This window comes from Variovorax paradoxus, assembly GCF_024734665.1.
Taxonomy (GTDB): Bacteria; Pseudomonadota; Gammaproteobacteria; order Burkholderiales; family Burkholderiaceae_C; genus Variovorax.
On record NZ_CP102931.1, the window covers coordinates 3297625 to 3316643 of the forward strand.

8 protein-coding genes are annotated in these 19019 nt (G+C 68.1%); 3 read left to right on the plus strand and 5 right to left on the minus strand.

Annotated elements, in window-relative coordinates; all coding sequences use genetic code 11:
- Positions 1 to 74 precede the first annotated feature (74 nt).
- Entirely contained in the window at positions 75 to 266 is a 192-nt protein-coding gene (locus tag NWF24_RS15535) for a hypothetical protein (RefSeq protein ID WP_143062559.1), read from the plus strand.
- Positions 267 to 324: 58 nt separating this feature from the next.
- Here NWF24_RS15535 and NWF24_RS15540 read toward each other — a convergent pair whose 3' ends face one another.
- From NWF24_RS15540 to NWF24_RS15560, 5 genes are all read right to left on the minus strand, one after another.
- Positions 325 to 2952: an AAA family ATPase gene (locus NWF24_RS15540; protein ID WP_258354953.1), complete on the minus strand. Its 2628-nt coding sequence runs from the start codon at positions 2950 to 2952 to the stop codon at positions 325 to 327.
- Positions 2949 to 4061: a metallophosphoesterase family protein gene (locus NWF24_RS15545; protein ID WP_258354954.1), complete on the minus strand. Its 1113-nt coding sequence runs from the start codon at positions 4059 to 4061 to the stop codon at positions 2949 to 2951. Before NWF24_RS15545 ends, NWF24_RS15540 begins: the two co-directional genes overlap by 4 nt.
- Before the next feature lie 99 nt (positions 4062 to 4160).
- Positions 4161 to 4343 (minus strand): hypothetical protein, encoded by a 183-nt coding sequence (locus NWF24_RS15550; protein ID WP_258354955.1) that lies wholly within the window; start codon positions 4341 to 4343, stop codon positions 4161 to 4163.
- A 105-nt stretch (positions 4344 to 4448) separates the two neighbouring features.
- Positions 4449 to 5183 carry a peptidoglycan DD-metalloendopeptidase family protein gene (locus NWF24_RS15555; RefSeq protein WP_258354956.1) on the minus strand — a complete coding sequence of 245 codons (735 nt, stop codon included), beginning with the start codon at positions 5181 to 5183 and terminating at the stop codon, positions 4449 to 4451.
- A gap of 96 nt (positions 5184 to 5279) precedes the next feature.
- Positions 5280 to 6077, minus strand: coding sequence for a class I SAM-dependent methyltransferase (locus tag NWF24_RS15560; RefSeq protein WP_258354957.1), 798 nt, complete (start codon positions 6075 to 6077; stop codon positions 5280 to 5282).
- A gap of 630 nt (positions 6078 to 6707) precedes the next feature.
- On the opposite strand from NWF24_RS15560, the gene NWF24_RS15565 reads away from it, so the two are divergent.
- Positions 6708 to 14021: an amino acid adenylation domain-containing protein gene (locus tag NWF24_RS15565; protein WP_375338459.1), complete on the plus strand. Its 7314-nt coding sequence runs from the start codon at positions 6708 to 6710 to the stop codon at positions 14019 to 14021.
- Positions 14018 to 19015, plus strand: coding sequence for a non-ribosomal peptide synthetase (locus NWF24_RS15570; RefSeq protein ID WP_258354959.1), 4998 nt, complete (start codon positions 14018 to 14020; stop codon positions 19013 to 19015). The genes NWF24_RS15565 and NWF24_RS15570 overlap by 4 nt, the downstream gene beginning before the upstream one ends.
- Positions 19016 to 19019 lie beyond the last annotated feature (4 nt).

Here is a 19019-nt window from a genome sequence, read left to right on the forward strand (position 1 = left end):
GCTTCCGGTCGAAGGAGCGGCAGTGAAATCTCGCGCCTTCCGGCGGCAAGGTCCACTTCATCGGAGTCGATGCCGTGATCCAGGACCGAAGCTCCAGCGTGGCCCTGATGAAGCTCGCAGGCGCTTGCCTGATGCACCTGCGCGACGTGGGCCTGGTGCTGCCCGAAGCCCGCCATGTTCTGGGCAAGCACGGCCAGCCCGTGACAGCACAGAAAGGCGATAACTGCGGACGTACAAAGCCAGCGACGCATGACGGCGCAGTTTAGCGACCGGCCGAATATTCTGGATAGTGTGATTGCAGGTGGACGTCGCGACGCCAAGACATCACGGGATGCTCCGCGCCACCACGCCGAGATCCCGCCAGGCCTCGGGATGGCAGCTGAAGATCAATATCTGGTGTCGCGTTGCCGCGTCGTACAGCACCCGCTTCATCTGCCGCAGGCGCTCTTCGTCGGTGTTGACCAGCGCGTCGTCGAGGATGAGCAAGGTCGGCTTGCGCGCTTCTTTCAGCAGATCGGCATAGGCCAGCCGGGCGACGACGCCCATCTGTTCCCGCGCGCCCACGCTGAGCTCTTCGAATGCGCCGCTCTGCGCGCCTCGCAGGCCTTGCCGCGTGATGCGGCCCGGTGAAAGATCGTCGCCGACCTCGACCTGCGCACCGGGGAAAAGAATCTGCAGATAGTGGTCGAGGTGCTTCTGCAGCGGTGCACGCAGGCGTCGCGCCAGGGCGGAACGCTTTTCGCGCAGCAGCTTCAGCAGGTGGTCGAGCGCCTTCGCGCGGCGTTCGAGTTCGGCGCAACGGCGTGTTGCGTGCTCGAGTTCGCGCTGTTTTTCCGACGCAGCTTCTTCCTGGCCCAGCGCGCCCCTGGCTTCGAGTTCGGCTTCAAGCCGGGTGATCTCGTTGGCCCGCTGGCTGTGCGTGGCCTCGGCTTGCTTGACGCTTTGCTCCAGCCGTTCCACGTCCTGCGCGAGCACCGGCAGGTTGGCGGATTGCAACTGCTGCGCCAATTCGACGACCTTGTCTTGCAGGGCCGACTGCTGCGCGAGCGCATCCGTCAATGCGGCGCCGGCTTCCGTCTTTCGGCTGGCGCGCATCGGGTCGTTCAGCGTGGCTTTGACCGCCGCGAGTTCGTCTTCAGCGGCCTTGACCTGCTCGCGCGCATTGCCGGCGGCGACCTTGGCGTCGTTGAGCGCCGCGGATGCCGCCTCCAGCGCCGCGCGCGCGGCGCCCTCCTCCGATTCGGCCTGCGCGCTCGACGGCATCGCCGCGTCGGCCGGCGGCATGCCCTGCAGGACCTGCCTTGCTTCAGCCAGCCGGGCCTCGCGCATGGCGATGTCCGCGGCAAGCGCGCTCAGCCCCTTCGGTGCCAGCGCAGCCAGCACGGCCACCGCCGCACCGGCTTCGCCCTTGCGCAGCGCCTGCAGCCGCATGCGCTCCTCGACGGCTGCGACGCTCTCCGCGCGCAGGGCCTGCAACAGCCCGGCGAGTTCGTCGCGTGCACGGTCCCGTTCGATGGCGAGGCTTTCCAGATCAGCCCCACCCGGCAGCACCGTGATGCGGCCTACGCCTTCGATCTCGATGTCGGTCCGCGCGATGACGGTCTGGCGCTTCGAGCCGGAAAGTTCGGCGCCGGCGACCCGGACCTTCGCAGCGGGCTGCAGCTCGAACTCCAGGGCTGTCGCCACCGCATCGAGCCTGGCTTGCGCCGTGCGATGCGCGTCGGCGCAGCGCTGAAGCCGCTTGAGCTCGCCCTCCGGCACCGCGAGCGCCTGTGCCTCGGCCTGCAGGCGCGTGACCTTGTCCTGCTCGCCCTTTGCCTTCTCGTGGCTCTGTGCGAGCGCCTCAAGCTGCTCGGCCAGGCTCTCGACGGTTCTCTCCTGCGCGATGCGAGAGGCTGCCTGCCGCGCAAGGCGGAGGTTTTCTCGCGCGCCGACATCGGCCTTCGCTGCGGCCGCGTGGCGAGGCTCCCATGCCTGCAGTTCGCCCTGCGCCTTGGCCAAGCTTTCCTGCGCCGCCTGCAGATTCTTCTCACGCAGGACGACCGTGGCTTCCTCGCGCTCCATCGCCTGGAGCTGGGTGCGCCAGGAATTCACCTGCGCGACGACCTGCCTGAGCGCGGCGTCTTGCGCGGTCTTCCTGTCGTTCAAGCCCTTGGCTTCGTCCAGCCGCTGCCGTGCGGTGGCAAGCTGCTCCCGCAACGCCGTCCAGGGCCGCGCGGCTTCGTCGCGCTGGTGATCGCGGCGCAGACCGGAGAGACGGTCCACGCCCGACTGATAAGACTCGATGTCGGCACGCAGCCGTTCGATGTCGGCTTCGAGTTCCGTGCGCAGCCTGATGGCATCCGCGAAGGCGCCGCGCGGTGTTCCGGCGGCGGGCGTGAGCAGTTCGTTGCGCTCGCTCTCCACTGCCTTCAGCACCGCATCGCCGTTGCTAGAGGCCAGCTCCCCAAGCGATTCGCCGAGTGCGTTGCGCAGGTGGTCGCTGGCGAAGCCCACGGCGCTGGCAATGTCGTGCGAGGTGCCCTGTTTGATCCACAGCAGGCCCGGAATGCCCATGTGCTCCGGCGTGCTGGCGCCCTTGCCCGGAAAGCGAAAGCCCAGCAGCGCCGCCAGATGGTCTTCAGCCACCGCGCCGTCCATGGCCCTGCCGTCGATGACCAGCTCGCAGCGCTTCTTGCCGAGGAAGGCCTTGGTGAGTCGGCACGGTTTGCCGTCGAGTTCGAAATCGACTTCGACCGTGGGCGTTGCCGAGCTTTCTCCCCATGGCCGCAGATACTCGACGGCGCTGGAGCGATGCCGCTCGAAGAAGGCCGCGCGAATGGCCTCGGCAACGGTGGACTTGCCCGACTCGTTGGGTGCCGCGAAAAGATTCAGCCCATCCGTGAAGCCGTCGATTTCGAGCGGTGCGCGAAACAGCTTGAAGTTCTCGATGCGAAGACGCTGCAACTTCATGCGGCGGCTCCCTGCGCGTCGAGGATGCGGGCGAGCGTGAGCAGCGCGTCGCGGGCGAGTTCAGCATCGGCATCGCCTTGCTGCGCGCGCAACTCCTGAAGCGCCTCGCCGACGAAACCGTCGGCGTGCAACGCCTGGATGTCGTCTTCTGTCGGCTCCAACCGAAGCGCTTCGCCGTCCCACACCAGCGCACGGGCGCGAGCGCGGGCGGCGTCCAGCGCGGTACTCAGCCGGTTGTGGCCGCTGAGATCGCAAGCGCCCTGCGCGCGAAGTTGCAGCACGTCGCTGCTGCTCACCTGCTCCAGCTTTTCCACCAGTTCATCGATGTCGGAAGGCACCGTGAGCCGCGGCTCCCATTGCTGCCAGTCGAATTGGCCTGTGCGGATAGCCTCGACCGTCGGCTCCGCCCCGGCACCTGAGACGCCGACCAGCAGCGCCTGCCCCGAATCGTTGGCTCTGAAACGATCGGTCTCGGGCGTGCCCGCGTACCAGGTACGGTCGTCGATCTGCCGCGTGCCGTGCCAGTCGCCCAACGCGAGGTAGTCGAGCCGAGCCTGCGCCGCACGCCCGGTCGCGATGGGATTGGCCGAGTCGATGTCTTCGGACAGGATGCCCTGCACGCAGCCGTGCGCCAGCCCGATGCGGGGCAGCCCCTCTTCGCTTGGCGCGGTGGCAAGCCAGTCGGTGAGGTCGCCGTAGGTATGGCGCTGCGTGAGCGGCGCCGGCAGCAGCGTGAACTTGCCCACCACCGTGTGGGGCTTCGGCTCCAAGCAGCAGACGACATTCGGTGCAATGGCGCCCAGCCGCTGCGCACGGCTCCAGACCGATTCGCTCAGCGCCGAGTCGTGATTGCCCGGAATCAGCAGCCAGGGGCCCGTAAAGCCCTGCATGGCGTTGAACATGCGCCGGATGGTCTTGTCCGACACGGTCTGCAGGTCGAACACATCGCCTGCAACCAGTACGGCATCGACCTTGCGTTCGGCCGCAATGGCGGCCAGCCGCTCGACCGCCTTGAAACGCGCCTCGAACAGTGCCGCGGCGTCGTCGGGTTCGAACTGCGAGAACACGCGGCCTATCTGCCAGTCCGCGGTGTGGAGCAAAGAAATCATGCGTGGCCCTCCCTTTGCCTCTCGCGTCTTCACGTCATCCAGAAAGAGCGAGCATCTTAGAGGGCCTGGGGCTGCAGGCGGGCCGGACCGGCCGGGAGGCTAGCGCCTGGCGTCCATTCCCGATGCGCACTCTTCGAGCAGCGCGGCCGACTGCGTGACCTGTTCGGTGATCTGGTCGCGCAGCGGCTTCCACTCGAGGCTGAACGGTGCGAGAAGGCACCACTGCGTGGTCAGCGCCATCGCGATGCCAAAAATGATGAACAGCCAATGCACGAGTTCCATTACCGCCCCTTTTTTTCAGACTAAGGGCGAGAGTCTGCGCATTTCACGGGCACCGCGATATCGCCAATTTGGGGGATGCCTTTCGCCAGAGGCGGCCCCGTCCGGTCACCTCGCCGGCAGGTACTGGCGCGGATCGACCGCGTTGCCGCGGTAGCGGATCTCGAAGTGGAGGCTGGCGCGCCCACCGTCCGCGCCGCCGATCTCAGCGATCTTCTGGCCCTGCTTCACCTGCTGGCCCTGCTTCACGAGCACCGTACGCACATTGGTGTAGACCGACATATAAGAGCCGCCGTGGTCGACCATCAGCACGCTGCCGTAGCCGCGCAGCGTTTCCGTTACGGCCACCTTGCCGGCGCCGATGGATGCCACCGGGTCGCCGACGCTGCCGCCGATGTCGACGCCCTTGTTGCTGGTGCCGTTGAAGCCCGCAATGACCTGGCCCTGCGCGGGCCAGGCCCAGTCGCTGCGCCGCGACGCTGGTGGTGCGACGGGTTCGGGCGCAGCGGCCCGGGGCGGCCTCGAACGCTCAGGGCGTTCCGGACGCTCGGCACCAGCGCTCCTGGGAGGAGGCGGCTCGGACGATGAGCCGCCACCGGGCGGTACCACGCGCAGCACCTGCCCTGCTTCGAGCTTGTCGGGGTCCTGCAGATTGCTCCAGCGGGCAATGTCGCCCGGCGAACGCCCGGTCTTCGACGCGATGCGATAGAGCGTGTCGCCCGGCTGGACGACGTACTCGCCCGGCCCCGCCACTGGCGCCTTGGGGGAGGTGGAGCACGCTGCCACCATCAATGCCGCGGTCAGCGCAATGCCCGCGCGCCAGTTCCTTCCTGTCACAACCACTACCGGATTCCTTCCTGGATAACTGAATCTCGCGCTCCCGGGTGCCCGGGGCTGCGCTCGAAGAATCCGGGAAGGCTACCAGCAGTCGCCGGGCGTTCAGCCGGCCTGCGGTTTTTCTGCGGTCTTGCGCCTTGCAACGCACATCAGCGACAGCGCGCTCGCGGGTGCCTTCGGGTCGCGGCCCGACAGCACATTGCCCATGCGGTACTTCCATTGCGCCGGCCCGACGTCGCCGGCCAGCGCCTGCGCTCCTATCTGGTGGTTGTGCGGATGCACGCGGACCTCGAAGCCCAGCGGCTCCAGCGTGGATTCGAAGAATTCCTTCGTCACGCCGTCGCCGGGCCGGTGATGCACTTCGGTCTTCAGCCCCCATGACTGCTGGCTGCCGGTCTTGTGAAAACCGTGCCCTGTCGCGCGGTAGACCCACAGCCGCGCGTCCCACATCAGCCTGGCCAGGCCCTTGTAGTCCCAGGCTGTGAGTTGCGGATCGTGGTCGGTAATAAGTAAGCCATTGGGCTTAACGAGGCGGGCGCCTTCCTGCAGCACCGCCTTCATGTCGTCGCAATGGTGCAGCGATGCATTGATTGCCACGATGTCCGCCACCTGCGAGCGGAACGGCGTGTGCGCCGCGTCCGCCAGCACGGCCGTGTAGCCCAGGCCCGCGGCCAGCTCCAGCGAGCCTCCGGCCACGTCGACGCCGATCAGCAGCCTGGGCCTGCCGCCCAGCGTGGCGAAGAGGTTACCCGGCCCGCAACCCAGGTCGATAACGACCTTGTCCGTCCAGTCGCCCCCGGCGGCGAGCCAGCGGCTGCGGAAATGCGCGTCGCGGTGGCAGTAGTCCAGATATTCCTTGGCCCACGTCGCATTGCCGAAATACGTGGCGTTGGCTGTCAATGCATCTGAATTGTTCGGGAGAATCGATTCCAAATAGTAATCACAGCGCGTGAGAACTACATCGGGTAATAGGATGTCGCGGAGCATTTTTTACCCTCGGAAGATTTGAAGCCGATAACTCTTTCAGTCTTTTCGATTTTCAGAATTTGTACAGTTATTTTTTATACGGTTACAGACTAATCCAATTCATAACAGTCACGCCCGGAAGGATGTTTCACTTTTCGACAGTGACGGCAGTGCGTTTTCCGCATGACTCCCCGGCGTAGCGCGTGACCCGGGGCGGTCGTGCGCGCAAAGCGGTCGACAGCACATTTCCCCCTGTGCGCCGGCTGTTTCTCCCCAGGAGTACCCCGCTTCAGCGACCCCTTTCGGGCACTTGCGGGGCCTGCGCGACGGGCTTTTTCCTCCAAATCACGCATCAGTTACCTCGAACGGGACGATTCGGGTAGTACGTTTTCGAAATAACCTTATCCAGTTGTAACCGAGGCCTAAAGTGCACACATTGGCCAAGGGAAACCTCCTAGGATGAAGACACGAAAAGAACGCAAGTCAGCTCCACCTTATTTAATTGGGTGAATGGATTTTCCATTCATCCAATTGCTTCCATTGTATTTCTTTTGGGATATTTACATGGAAATTCAAACTGTTTCGCAAGCACTCGGTACTCCGGACCTCGCTCTGGGAGACCTGTTCGTGCCGCGATCCAATTCGGAGGGATCAGTCAGCCGTCGCAGCGCTTCGGTGGCACTCGAACCCCGCTTCGCCCAGCGTTGGACCCAGTGGCTCGCCACCACCGGCCAGCTGCCGGACACCCTCTTCGCCGGTGCATGGCTGCTGCTGCAGTCGCGCTGGCTCGGAGGCCTCTGGCCCGTGCTGCATGAGGCAGGCGCCGCGCCGATGCGCTGCTCGACCACCGTCGCCTTCGACGCCACCAAGGCCGCTGGCGCCTGGCTGGCCGAACTGGATCTCGGTCGCCGCTCGGCATCGCAAGCAACGGCACAGCCCACCTCGCTGTGGCTGCGCGAAGAAGTCGATGCCGATGCCCCGCTGCGGCTGCGCTTCGACGCTGCTTCGGCATCCCTCTATATAGATGCAGCCGCAAGCCTGATGGATGCCGCCGCGATCAAACAGCTGCTCGCAGCCCTCGTCGACACCGCCGAAGACCTGCTGAAGCACCCCGATGCAGCCCTGAACGACATCCACACGCTGCCGCGCGCCGACCAGGCCGCTCAGCTCGTCGAATGGAACACGGCCCTCGCGCCGGTGGACCCTGCCCTCACGGTACCCGCCATGTTCGCCCGCCAGGTGATGGTCGCCCCTGACGCCATCGCCCTCGCGCAAGGCGACGCGCAAATGAGCTACGGCGAACTCGACCAACGCTCCAACGAACTCGCCCAGCGCCTGCAGGGCCTGGGCGTTCGCACTGGCGACGGCGTCGGCCTGCTGCTCGACCGCTCGATGGCGGCCGTCGTCGCCCAACTCGGCATCCTCAAGGCCGGCGGAGCCTATGTGCCTGTGCCTACGGATTTCCCGTCCGAGCGCGTCGCCTACATGCTCGGCGAGGCCGGCGCGCACCACGTGCTCACGACGCAGGCGCACCAGCACCTCGTCCCCCCCCATCACGGCGTTTTGTTGCTCGACGAATACGAAGACAACACAAATCGCACTGCATGGAATCCTCCGGCCATCGATGCCGAATCGGTGGCCTATGTCATGTACACCTCGGGCTCGACGGGCACGCCAAAGGGCATAGAGATCTGCCATCGCTCGATCCTGCGGCTCGTGGTGGGCGTGGACTATGTCGCGCTCGCTCCCGGCCTCGCCATGCTGCATGCGGCGCCGCTGGGCTTCGACGCGGCCACGCTCGAAATCTGGGGTCCGCTGCTCAATGGCGGCTGCTGCGTCATTCATGAAGAGCGCGTGCCGACCGGCGCCGGCCTCGCACAAACCATCGCGCGCCACCACGTGCACACGGCATGGCTCACCGCCGCGCTCTTCAACGCCGTGGTCGACGACGATCCGGCCCACCTCGCGGGCCTGCGGCATCTCTTCACCGGCGGCGAAGCGCTGTCGGTGCCGCATGTGCGGCGTGCGCTGGCCGCCCTGCCCGGCCTCACGCTGAGCAACGGCTACGGCCCGACCGAGTGCACGACCTTCGCGGCCACGCATCGCATCGAGTCACCGTTGCCCGAAGACCTGCGTTCCGTCCCGCTCGGTCGCCCCATCAAGGACACCGTGCTGCGCGTGCTGAGCCCCTCGATGGCGCTGCTGCCGACCGGCTTCGTGGGCGAGCTCTGCATCGGCGGCCACGGGCTGGCCCGCGGCTACCTGCGGCAACCCGCACTCAGCGCCGAACGCTTCGTGCCCGATCCCTTCGGCGGCCCCGATGACCGGCTCTACCGCACCGGCGACCTCGCGCGCTGGCTGCCCGACGGCACCGTCGAATTCATCGGCCGCCGCGACGGGCAAGTGAAGATCCACGGCCACCGCATCGAAACCGGCGAGGTCGAAGCGGCCATCCTCGCGCACCCCGCCGTGCAATCTTGCGCAGTGGTCGCGCGGCCCGACGAAAGCGGGCAGCTGCGCCTGGTGGCCTATCTGGTCGCGCGCTCGGAAAAGATCTCGTGGGACGCCCTGCGCGCCCACCTCGGCGCCCGCCTGCCGGCCCCACTGGTGCCGACCGCGCAGGTGTGGCTCGCGCAACTCCCCGTCACGCCCAACGGCAAGCTCGATCGCAAGGCGCTGCCCGAGCCGGCCGGCGAGCGCCCCGAACTCGCACAGCCCTTCGAAGAAGCCCGCGGCGCCATCGAACAGCAGGTGTGCGACGCCTTCGCCCGCGCGCTGCGCATCTCGAAGGTCGGGCGCAACGACAACTTCTTCGACCTCGGCGGCGATTCGCTGCTGGTGCTGCAGGTGCTGGCCGACCTGCAGCGCGGCACCGAACTGCCGCTGTCGACCAATCTTTTCTTCCGCAATCCCACGCCAAAAGCAATGGGCGAGCGGATGCAGCCGGCGGGCGATCAGCCCGCCATGGCCGCTGCGGCCGGTTCCAAGGATCGACCGACCGCAGCGGCCACCTTTTCGGCACGGCCGGGCAGCGGCATCGATGACGCCGTTGCCCTGGTCGGCACCGCAGGCCGCTTCCCCGGCGCAGCCGACGTGGAGCAGTTCTGGGACAACCTCGTCGCAGGCCGCGACACCATCAGCTTCTTCGACGACGCCACGCTCGACGCCGGGATCAGCCAGGCCCTGCGCAGCGACCCGGCCTACGTGCGCGCACGCGGCGTGATCGACGGCATCGAAGACTTCGACGCCGCCTTCTTCGGCATCGGCCCGAAAGAAGCGCAGCTCATGGACCCGCAGCAGCGCGTGTTCCTCGAAATCTGCTGGGAATGCCTGGAACGCGCCGGCTACGTGCCCGACGAAGCGCCGGGCCCGGTCGGCGTGTACGCCGGCATGTACAACGCCACCTACTTCCAGCGCCACGTGAGCACGCGGCCCGACCTGGTGGAGCCGGTCGGCGAGTTCCAGGTGATGCTGGCCAACGAGAAGGACTACATCACCACGCGGGTGGCGAACCGGCTCAACCTCACCGGCCCGGCCGTCAGCGTGCACACCGCCTGCTCGACCTCGCTGGTGGCCGTGGCCCAGGCCTTCCATGCGCTGCGTACGGGCCAGTGCTACATGGCGCTCGCGGGCGGCGCCTCGGTCACCTGCCCGCCGCGCAGCGGCTATCTCTACAACGAGGGCTCGATGCTCTCGCCCGACGGCCGTACGCGCAGCTTCGATGCAAAGGCCCAGGGCACCGTCTTCAGCGACGGCGCGGCCGTGGTGCTGCTCAAGCGGCTGGCCGATGCACAGGCCGACGGCGACACCATCTACGCCGTGCTGCGCAGCGCCTGCGTGAACAACGACGGCGGCTCCAAGGCCAGCTTCACGGCGCCCAGCGTCGACGGCCAGGCCGCGGTGATCCGCGCCGCGCTGGCTGCGGCCGATGTCGATGCGGGCAGCATCTCGTACGTCGAGGCGCACGGCACCGCCACGCCGATGGGCGACCCGATCGAAGTCGAGGCGCTGGCCGTGGCCTACGCCGAGCACACCGATGCGCTCGGCTACTGCACGCTCGGCTCGCTGAAGAGCAACGTGGGCCACATGGTCACGGCGGCGGGCGCGGCCGGTCTCATCAAGACAGCGCTGGCGCTGCACCACGAACAGATTCCGCCGACCGCGCATTTCAGCGCGCCGAACCCGTCGATCGACTTCGCGCGCACGCCCTTCCACGTTACCGCCAGCCTGCAGCCGTGGCCCCGCGCCGACCTGCCGCGCCGTGCGGGCGTCAGCTCATTCGGCGTCGGCGGCACCAATGCGCACGTCATCGTCGAAGAGGCGCCGCCGCGGCCGGCCTCGCCACCGGCTGCGGGCGACCAGCTGTTGTCGCTGTCGGCACGCTCCGAGGCCGCGCTCGCGCTGGCCACCGAGCAGCTCGCGGCGCATCTCGAAGCCCACGCCGAACTGCCGCTGGCCGACGTGGCCCACACCCTCGCGGTCGGCCGCAAGGCCCACGCCTTCCGCCGCGCTGTCGTGGCCGGCAACACCGCCGAGGCCATCGCCGCCCTGCGCAATGCCGATTCGCCCCACCGCGTCAGCGGGCGCATCGCCTCGCGCGCACCGCAGCTCGTGCTGATGTTCCCCGGGCAAGGCGCGCAGTACGCCGGCATGGGCAAGAACCTCCGTGCGAACGACCCGGTGTTCGCGGCAGCGTTCGACGACTGCATGGCCGCCTTCGAAGGCGCGACCGATTTCGACCTGCGCGAGCGCATGTTCTCGGACGACCCGCAATCGCTGGCGCCCACGGCCGCCACGCAGCCCGCGATCTTCACGCTCGAATACGCCCTCGCGCGGCGGCTGCTGGCGCTCGGCGCACGGCCGCATGCACTGATCGGCCACAGCGTCGGCGAATTCGTCGCGGCCGTGCTCGCTGGCGTGATGCGGCTCGAAGACGCCGCCAAGCTCGTCGCCCGCCGTGGCGCTCTCATGCAGGCCCAGCCGGCCGGCGCGATGCTGTCGGTGCGCATGGGTGCGGCCGAGTTGCTCGACAGGCTCGGCCCGCAGATTTCGCTCGCCGCCGAGAACGGCCCCACGGCCTGCGTCGCCGCCGGCCCCTTCGACGCCATTGCAGCGCTGCAGGCAGCGCTGGAAGCAGACGGCGTTCCGAGCCGCCCGCTGCAGACCTCGCACGCTTTCCACTCCGCCATGATGGACGCGGCCGTCGAGCCCTTCGAGGCGCTGGTCAGCAAGGTGGCGCTGCGCGCGCCGCAGACGCCGATCTACTCAACGCTGACCGGCCAGCCGCTCGAAGACGCCGAAGCCACCAGCCCCGCCTACTGGGCCCGGCATCTGCGCGGCACCGTGCGCTTCTCGCCGGCCGTGCGCTGCGCGATGGAGCAGGTGGCCAACCCGCTGTTCGTCGAATCAGGCCCGCGAAACATGCTCGCGACGCTCGTGCGCCAGCACGGCGCAAGCGGCGTCGTGTCGCTGCTGCAGGGCGAACCGGCCGACGAGGCCCGCACCCTGCACCTGGCGCTGGGCCGCCTCTGGACCTGCGGCGCCGATGTCGAGCTGTCGCGCCTCGTCTCGCGCATCGGCGCGCAACGCGTGCGCCTGCCCACCACACCGTTCGAGCGCAAGCGCTTCTGGGTCGACATCGCCGCCGCCCCGCCCATTGCCACCGTGGCCGCGCCCGCCGCCGCCCCGGCCCCTTCCTTAGTCCCTCTTGTTCCACCTACCGCTCTGGAGTCGATCGTGACAGCAGCAACGCCCTCGCCTCTTCATCCTCCCGCTTCGAACGTGGATGCGCGCCTGCGCAGCCTGTTCGAGGACATCTCCGGCCTAGACATGGCACAGGCGGAAGGGCACGCGCCCTTCGGCGAACTGGGTCTGGACTCGCTCACGCTGACCCAGGCCGCCACACAGATCAAGAAGCACTTCAAGGTCAACCTCAGCTTCCGCCAGCTGATGGAAAGCTACCGCAGCTTCGACGCGCTCTCCACCTTCCTGCGCGAAAGCCTGCCGCCCGAGGCTGCGCCCGCGCCGGCGGTTGCACTGGCTGTTGCAGCCGCACCAGTCGAAAACGCGGTCTCTGTACCGCAGGCCGCACCGCGCCAGCAGATGCCGGTGTACATGCCGATGCAGGGCAGCAATGCGGGCGACGCCCAGTTGTCGCAGCTGATTTCGCAGCAAATGGAATTGATGCGCCAGCAGCTCGCACTGCTGTCGGGCGGCATTCCGTCCACACCAATCGTCACGCTGCAGGCCATGCCGGCCCAGGCCGCGCCCGCACCGGCCACGCCTGCGGCGACGCCAGCTGAAGAATCCGCGCAACCCGTGCGCTACGACGTGAACAAGGCCTTCGGTGCCATCGCCCGCATCCACACCCAGCGCAACGCCGAGCCCAGCGGCCGGCAGAAGGCCCGGCTCGCCGCCTTCATCCGGCGCTACGTCGAACGCACGCAGAAGAGCAAGCAGTTCACCGAAGCCAACCGCGCCCACATGGCCGACCCGCGCGTGGTCAACGGCTTCCGGCCGGTCACCAAAGAGATCACTTACCAGATCGTCATCGAACGCTCCAAGGGTTCGAAGATGTGGGACCTCGACGGCAACGAGTACGTCGATGCGCTCAACGGCTTCGGCATGAACATGTTCGGCTGGCAGCCCGACTTCGTGCAAGACGCCGTACGCAAGCAGCTCGACGAAGGCTACGAAATCGGCCCGCAGCACCCGCTGGCGGCCGAAGTCACGGCGCTGATCTGCGAGCTCACCGGCAGCGACCGCGCGGGCCTGTGCAACACCGGCTCCGAGGCCGTGATGGCCGCGCTACGCATCGCGCGCACTGTCACCGGCCGCAGCACGGTGGTGGTGTTCACCGGCTCCTACCACGGCACCTTCGACGAAGTGCTGGTGCGCGCCGGCAAGGGCGGCAAGGGCCTGTCGGCCGCGCCGGGCGTGATGAGCGGCATGTTCGGCGACATCCGCGTGCTCGACTACGGCACGCCCGAGGCGCTGGACTTCATCCGCGAGAACGCAGACGACTTGGCCGCCGTGCTGGCCGAGCCGGTGCAAAGCCGCCGCCCCGACTTCCAGCCGCGCGAGTTCTTGCACGAGGTGCGCGACATCACCGCCAAGAGCGGCTGCTGCCTGATCTTCGACGAGGTCATCACCGGCTTTCGCACCGCGCTGGGCGGCGCGCAGGAGCTGTTCGGCGTGCGCGCCGACCTGGCCACCTACGGCAAGGTGATCGGCGGCGGCTTTCCGGTCGGCGTGATCGCGGGCAAGCGCGAATTCATGGACGCGCTCGACGGCGGCCCCTGGCAGTACGGCGACGACTCGATTCCCGGCGTGGGCGTGACCTACTTCGCGGGCACCTTCGTGCGCCATCCGCTGGCACTGGCCGCGGCCAAGGCATCGCTCACGCATCTGAAGGAGGCCGGGCCCGCGCTGCAGGCCGGACTCACGGGCAACACCGCCGCCATGGCAGCGGAACTGTCGGCCTGGTGCAAGGAAGTCGGCGCGCCCATCGAGATCCGCCATTTCGCTTCGCTGTGGCGCGTGAGCTGGCTAGAAGACCACCCGCTGCAGGACTTGCTGTTCGCAATGATGCGCAGCCGCGGCGTGCACATCCTGGACAACTTCCCGTGCTTCCTCACGAGCGCGCACAGCGCCGAGGACATCGCCTTCATCCAGCGCGCCTTCAAGGACTCGGTCGCCGAGATGCAGGAATCCGGCTTCCTGCCGCGCCGCGCTCCCGCCCCCACCCGCTTCGACGTGCGCAAGCCCGTCGAGGACGGCTGCGTCCTGGCCCGCGACATCGACGGCCAGCCCTTCTGGTACGTGCCCGAGGACGCCGCCTCCCATCAACACCTCATCAATGGAAAGGCCGCAGCATGAACGCCGTCCTCAAGCCCACCGCCAGCGGTGGTGTCATCGAATGCATCATTCCGACGACGGAATCGCAGCGCGAAGTCTGGCTCGGCGCAGCCTTGAGCACAGAAGCCTCGATGGCCTACAACGAGTCGGTCGTGCTGCGCCTGCGCGGCGCGCTGGACTGCCCGGCCCTGGCGCGTGCCATGGCCCGGCTGCTCGAGCGCCACCAGGCGCTGCGCGCCACCATCTCGCCCGACGGCACCTACATGCTGGTCAGCCCTCCGGGCGAAAACCTGCTGCTGGAGCAGGACCTGGGCAGTCTCGAGCCTGAAGCCCGTGCGCATGCACTGCGCGACGCCCACGACGATGCGGTTTGCACGCCCTTCTCGCTGGAGCATGGCCCGCTCTTCCGGGCCGCGCTGTACCGCCTGGACGATGCCGAGCACGAACTCGTGATGTCGGCGCATCACGTGGTGTGCGACGGCTGGTCGTGGGCCGTCATCACCGAGCAGCTGGGCCACCTCTATGCCGAGGAAACCGGCATTGGCCTGAAGCTCAAGACCGCGCCGCTCTTCGCCGACTTTGCCGCCGAGGAAGCCGCCGCTGCCGCGAGTGCCGACATGCAGCCGCACATCGACTACTGGCTGGGCCGCTTCTCCGGCAACACGCTTCCGGTGCTCGACCTGCCGCTGGACCGCCCGCGCCCGGCTGTTCGCACCTTCAATTCGCGCCGCGCCGAGCGCCTGCTCGACAAACGCCTGGTCAGTGCCGTGCGCACGGCAAGCACCAGGGCCGGCGTCAGCCTTTTCACGGGCCTGCTCAGCGGCTTCGTTGCCACGCTGCACCGCCTCACGAGCCATGAGGACATCGTCGTCGGCATTCCGGCGTCGGGCCAGCTCGCGCACGACATGCCCGGCCTGGTCGGCCACTGCGTGAACCTGCTGCCGCTGCGTATCGCCGCTCATTCGGGCATGCGCTTCGACGCGCTGATGGACGAATGCAGCACCGCCGTGCTCGACGCCTTCGACCACCAGGCGCTTACCTATGGCGCGCTGCTGGGCCAGCTTTCGCTGGAGCGCGACCCGAGCCGGCTGCCGCTGGTGAGCGTGGCCTTCAACGTCGACCCCGACGTGGCGAGCAGCGCGCAGGCGTTCACGACCCTCGACGTCGTGCAGGACACCATCGCCCGCCAGTACGAGAACTTCGAACTGTTCGTCAACCTGCGCCCGCTCGATGGCGGTCTGCAAGTGGAGGTCCAGTACAACACCGACCTGTTCGACGAGGTCAGCGTGCAGCGCTGGCTCGGCATGTTCGAGTGCGTGCTGCAGTCGGCCTCGCACAAGCCCGACGAAACGGTCGGCCGGCTCGAAGTGCTGTCCAGCACCGCCGCGCGTTCGCTGCTGGCGCTGCAGCCCGCGCGCGTTCCGCTGGTCGGCGAGCCGCTGGCGCATGCCGGCTTTCTTGCACGCGTGCCGCGGCAATCCAACCACCCGGCGGTGCGCGACGGCGCGCGAAGCTGCAGCTACGGCGAGCTCGATGCGCAATCCAACCGTCTGGCGCGTGCACTGCGCATGCGCGGCGTGGGCCGCGGCCAGCGCGTGGGGCTGTGCCTGGAGCGCAGCCTGGAGATGGTCGTCGCGATGCTCGGCATCCTGAAGGCGGGTGCGTCCTATGTGCCGCTCGACACCGCGTTTCCGCAGGCGCGGCTGGACCACTACGCGACCGACGCCAGCCTCAGCCAGATGCTGACCACGTCGGACATCGCGGCAGCGCCGCGCGGCTGGCGTGCCGACGCGGCCCTGCGGGTCTTCGAGATCGACCGCGACACCGCCTGGCTCAAGCTGTCCGGCGATGCGCTGCCGCCGAGCACCGACGACCCGGGACCCGAAGACGCTGCCTATGTGATCTACACCTCCGGCTCGACCGGTTTGCCCAAGGGCGTCATCGCCCATCACCGGGGCGTAGCGCACCTGCTGCAGTGGATGCAGCGCGAATCGGGCATCGGCCCGGCCGACCGCATCGCTGCCGTCACGACCTTGTCGTTCGACATGGCCGTGCCCGACCTGCTGCTGCCGCTGGCGGCGGGCGCCGAGCTCGTGATGGTGAAGCGCGAAGTCGCCATGGACGGCAACCGCCTTTCCAAAGCGCTCGAAGAAGAGCAGATCACGCTCCTGCAGGCCACCCCCGGCATGTGGCAGCTCCTGCTCGATGCCCAGTGGGCCGGCGGCGCCCCCGGCTTTCGTGGCTGGACCGGCGGTGAAGCGCTGCGCCCGAGCATGGCGCTGGCGCTGTGCGAGCGCATGGAAGGCTTGTGGAACGGCTACGGCCCGACCGAGACAACGGTGTACTCCACGGCCTGGCACGTTCGTCCCGAAGAGATCGCATCGCGCGGCGTGTCGATCGGCAAACCCGTCGACAACACTGAAATCTGGATCCTCGACGCCAACCTGCAGCCCTGCCCCATCGGCGTGCCGGGAGAAATCTGCATCGCGGGCGAAGGCGTGTCGCTGGGCTACCTCGACCGCCCCGAGCTGACCGCCGAGCGTTTCGTCACGGTGCGCATCTTCGGCACCGCGAAGAAGGTGTACCGCTCGGGCGACCGCGGCCGCTGGCGCAACGACGGGCTGCTCGACCACCTCGGCCGGCTCGACTTTCAGGTGAAGGTGCGCGGCTACCGCATCGAGCCCGGCGAGATCGAAGTGCGCTGCTGCGAAGTGGCCGGTGTCTCGCGCAGCGTGGTCGTGGCCCGCGAAGACAACCCCGGTGACGTGCGCCTGGTGGCCTACCTTGCGCTCGCCCAGGGCGCCGGCTTCGACCTCGATGCGCTGATGGTGCACCTGCGCAAGCATCTGCCGGCTTTCATGCTGCCGCAGCACGTGGTGACGCTCGACGCGCTGCCGACCCTGCCGAACGGAAAGATCGATCGCGTCTCGCTGCCGCCGCCGCAAGCGGTTGCACGCAACGAGGTACGGCGCGGCGCCGCCCCACGCAACGAGCACGAACGCAAGGTGCTCGCCGTCATGGAAAAGGTGCTGAGCCTGCCGGGCCTCGACATGCACGACAACTTCTTCACCATGGGCGGCCACTCGCTGCTGGCCGCGCGGCTCACCACGCTGCTGAGCCGCGAGTTCCAGGTCACGCTGCCGCTGCGCACCCTGTTCGAGGCGCCCACGGCCGAGAAGCTGGCCGCCGCCATCCAGGCCCTGCAGGGCGCGGGCGTCGGCCTGGAGGCGCCGATTGCCCTCCGCAGCGAGCGCCGCAGCGCACCGCTCACGCTTGCGCAGGAACGCATCCGCTTCATGGAGCAGCTGCACCCGGGCCGCTCTGTCTACAACGCGCCCTCGGCGCAGCGCCTGACCGGGCAGCTCGATGCGGCGCGCTTCGAAGGCGCGCTGCGCGAGATGATCCGCCGCCAGCCCTCGCTGCGCACTTCCATCGGCATTGATGCGCAGAGCGGAAAGCCGGTGCAAATGATCGCGGAGTCTGTGGAATTCGCCCTGCCGCTGGTCGACCTGCGCGGCCTGCCTGCTGACCAGCGCGAGGCCGAGCTGGCCGAACGCATGCAGGAAATGTCGGACCGGCCGATCGACATCCATTGCGCGCCGATGATGAACACGACGCTGTTCCAGCTCGACGACAACGAGCACGTCTTCCTGTTCGTGCCGCACCATCTGATCTGGGACGGCTGGTCTTTTGACCTGATGCAGCGCGAGCTGGGCGCGCTGTACGACGCCGCCGAACGCGGCCGTCCGCACAACCTGCCCGCGCTCGCCACCACCCACGGCGACTATGCCGAGTGGCTGGAGAAGTGGCTGACCGAGCCTGCCTGCGAGGAGCAGCTCGCGTTCTGGCGCGGCCGGCTCGAAGGCGCAAAGGCCGTGCGCCCGCCAAAGACCGACATGCCGCGCCGCGCGGGCAAGAGCGGCCAGGGCGGCGCGCACTGGATCCACGTCGACCTGCAGAGCACGCAGCATCTGCGCGAGATCGCGCGCGACATGGACGTGACGCTCAGCATGCTGACCTTCGGCATCTACGCGCTGACCATGGCGCAGGTAACGGGCAACGACACCATCGTCATCGCCAACCCGGTGCGCGGACGCCAGCAGGCCGAGACGGAAGACGTCATGGGCTTCTTCAACAACGTGCTGCCGGTCTCGCTCGCGGTCGACCAGTCGCTGCCGCTGCCCGCCTTCATGCGCTACGTGAAGCAGGAGCTGCTGTCGATGATGAACAACCAGCAGGTGCCGTTCGAGCGCCTGATGGCCGAGCCGGGCTATGCGGGGCAGATCAAGACTTCCGGCCCCTACCAGGCGATGTTCTCGTTCCAGGATGCGCGCGAACGCGCCCGCAGCGTCGGCAGCCTGCAGACCCGCCAGATGCATGTGATGCAGCACGGCGCCACCGACGACATTGGCGTGTGGCTGATGGACAAGCCGCACGGCCTGGAAGGCGCGCTGATCTACAACGCCGACGTGTACCTGCGCGAGACCGGCGCCCAGCTGCGCGAGCGCTATCTCGAAGTGCTGCGCCGTGTTGCCGACGATCCCGCCGCCACGCTCGCGGAAATCGCCAGCACCGAAGGCTCGACCAGCGCGGCCTACCTGCGCAAGCTGGCAGCTGCGGATGCGGACAAGAGCGCGCCGGCCGATGCCATCAATGGCAATGGGCACAAGGCGCCACAGAGCCTGCTCAACCCCGAGCAGGCGCAGCTCGCCCAGATCTGGGCCGGCGTGATCGGCATCGACGTCAGCGACATCCGCGCCAGCGACAACTTCTTCGACCTCGGCGGCGACTCGCTGCTGGTGCTGCGCGCGGTGCAGCAGGCCGCGCAGATGCTGGGGCACCGCGTGGAGCCGCGCCGCTACCTGTTCGAGAACCTCGGGCAGATCGCTTCCTCGGCCCATGCCGCGCCGCAGGGCGTGCCCTCGGACCTCGCGGAACTGGCCGCCGGCACGGCCGCGCAAGCACAGCGCGGCGGGCTGTTCGGTGCCCTCGGCCACTGGCTGCGCAAGGGGTGAAGAG

What these genes read in the sequence shown, in the direction of transcription:
- NWF24_RS15540 (WP_258354953.1), bottom strand. Translation starts at nt 2,952, where the DNA reads ATGAAGTTGCAGCGTCTTCGCATCGAGAACTTCAAGCTGTTTCGCGCA.
- NWF24_RS15545 (WP_258354954.1), bottom strand. Translation starts at nt 4,061, where the DNA reads ATGATTTCTTTGCTCCACACCGCGGACTGGCAGATAGGCCGCGTGTTC.
- NWF24_RS15550 (WP_258354955.1), bottom strand. Translation starts at nt 4,343, where the DNA reads ATGGAACTCGTGCATTGGCTGTTCATCATTTTTGGCATCGCGATGGCG.
- NWF24_RS15565 (WP_375338459.1), top strand. Translation starts at nt 6,708, where the DNA reads ATGGAAATTCAAACTGTTTCGCAAGCACTCGGTACTCCGGACCTCGCT.
- NWF24_RS15570 (WP_258354959.1), top strand. Translation starts at nt 14,018, where the DNA reads ATGAACGCCGTCCTCAAGCCCACCGCCAGCGGTGGTGTCATCGAATGC.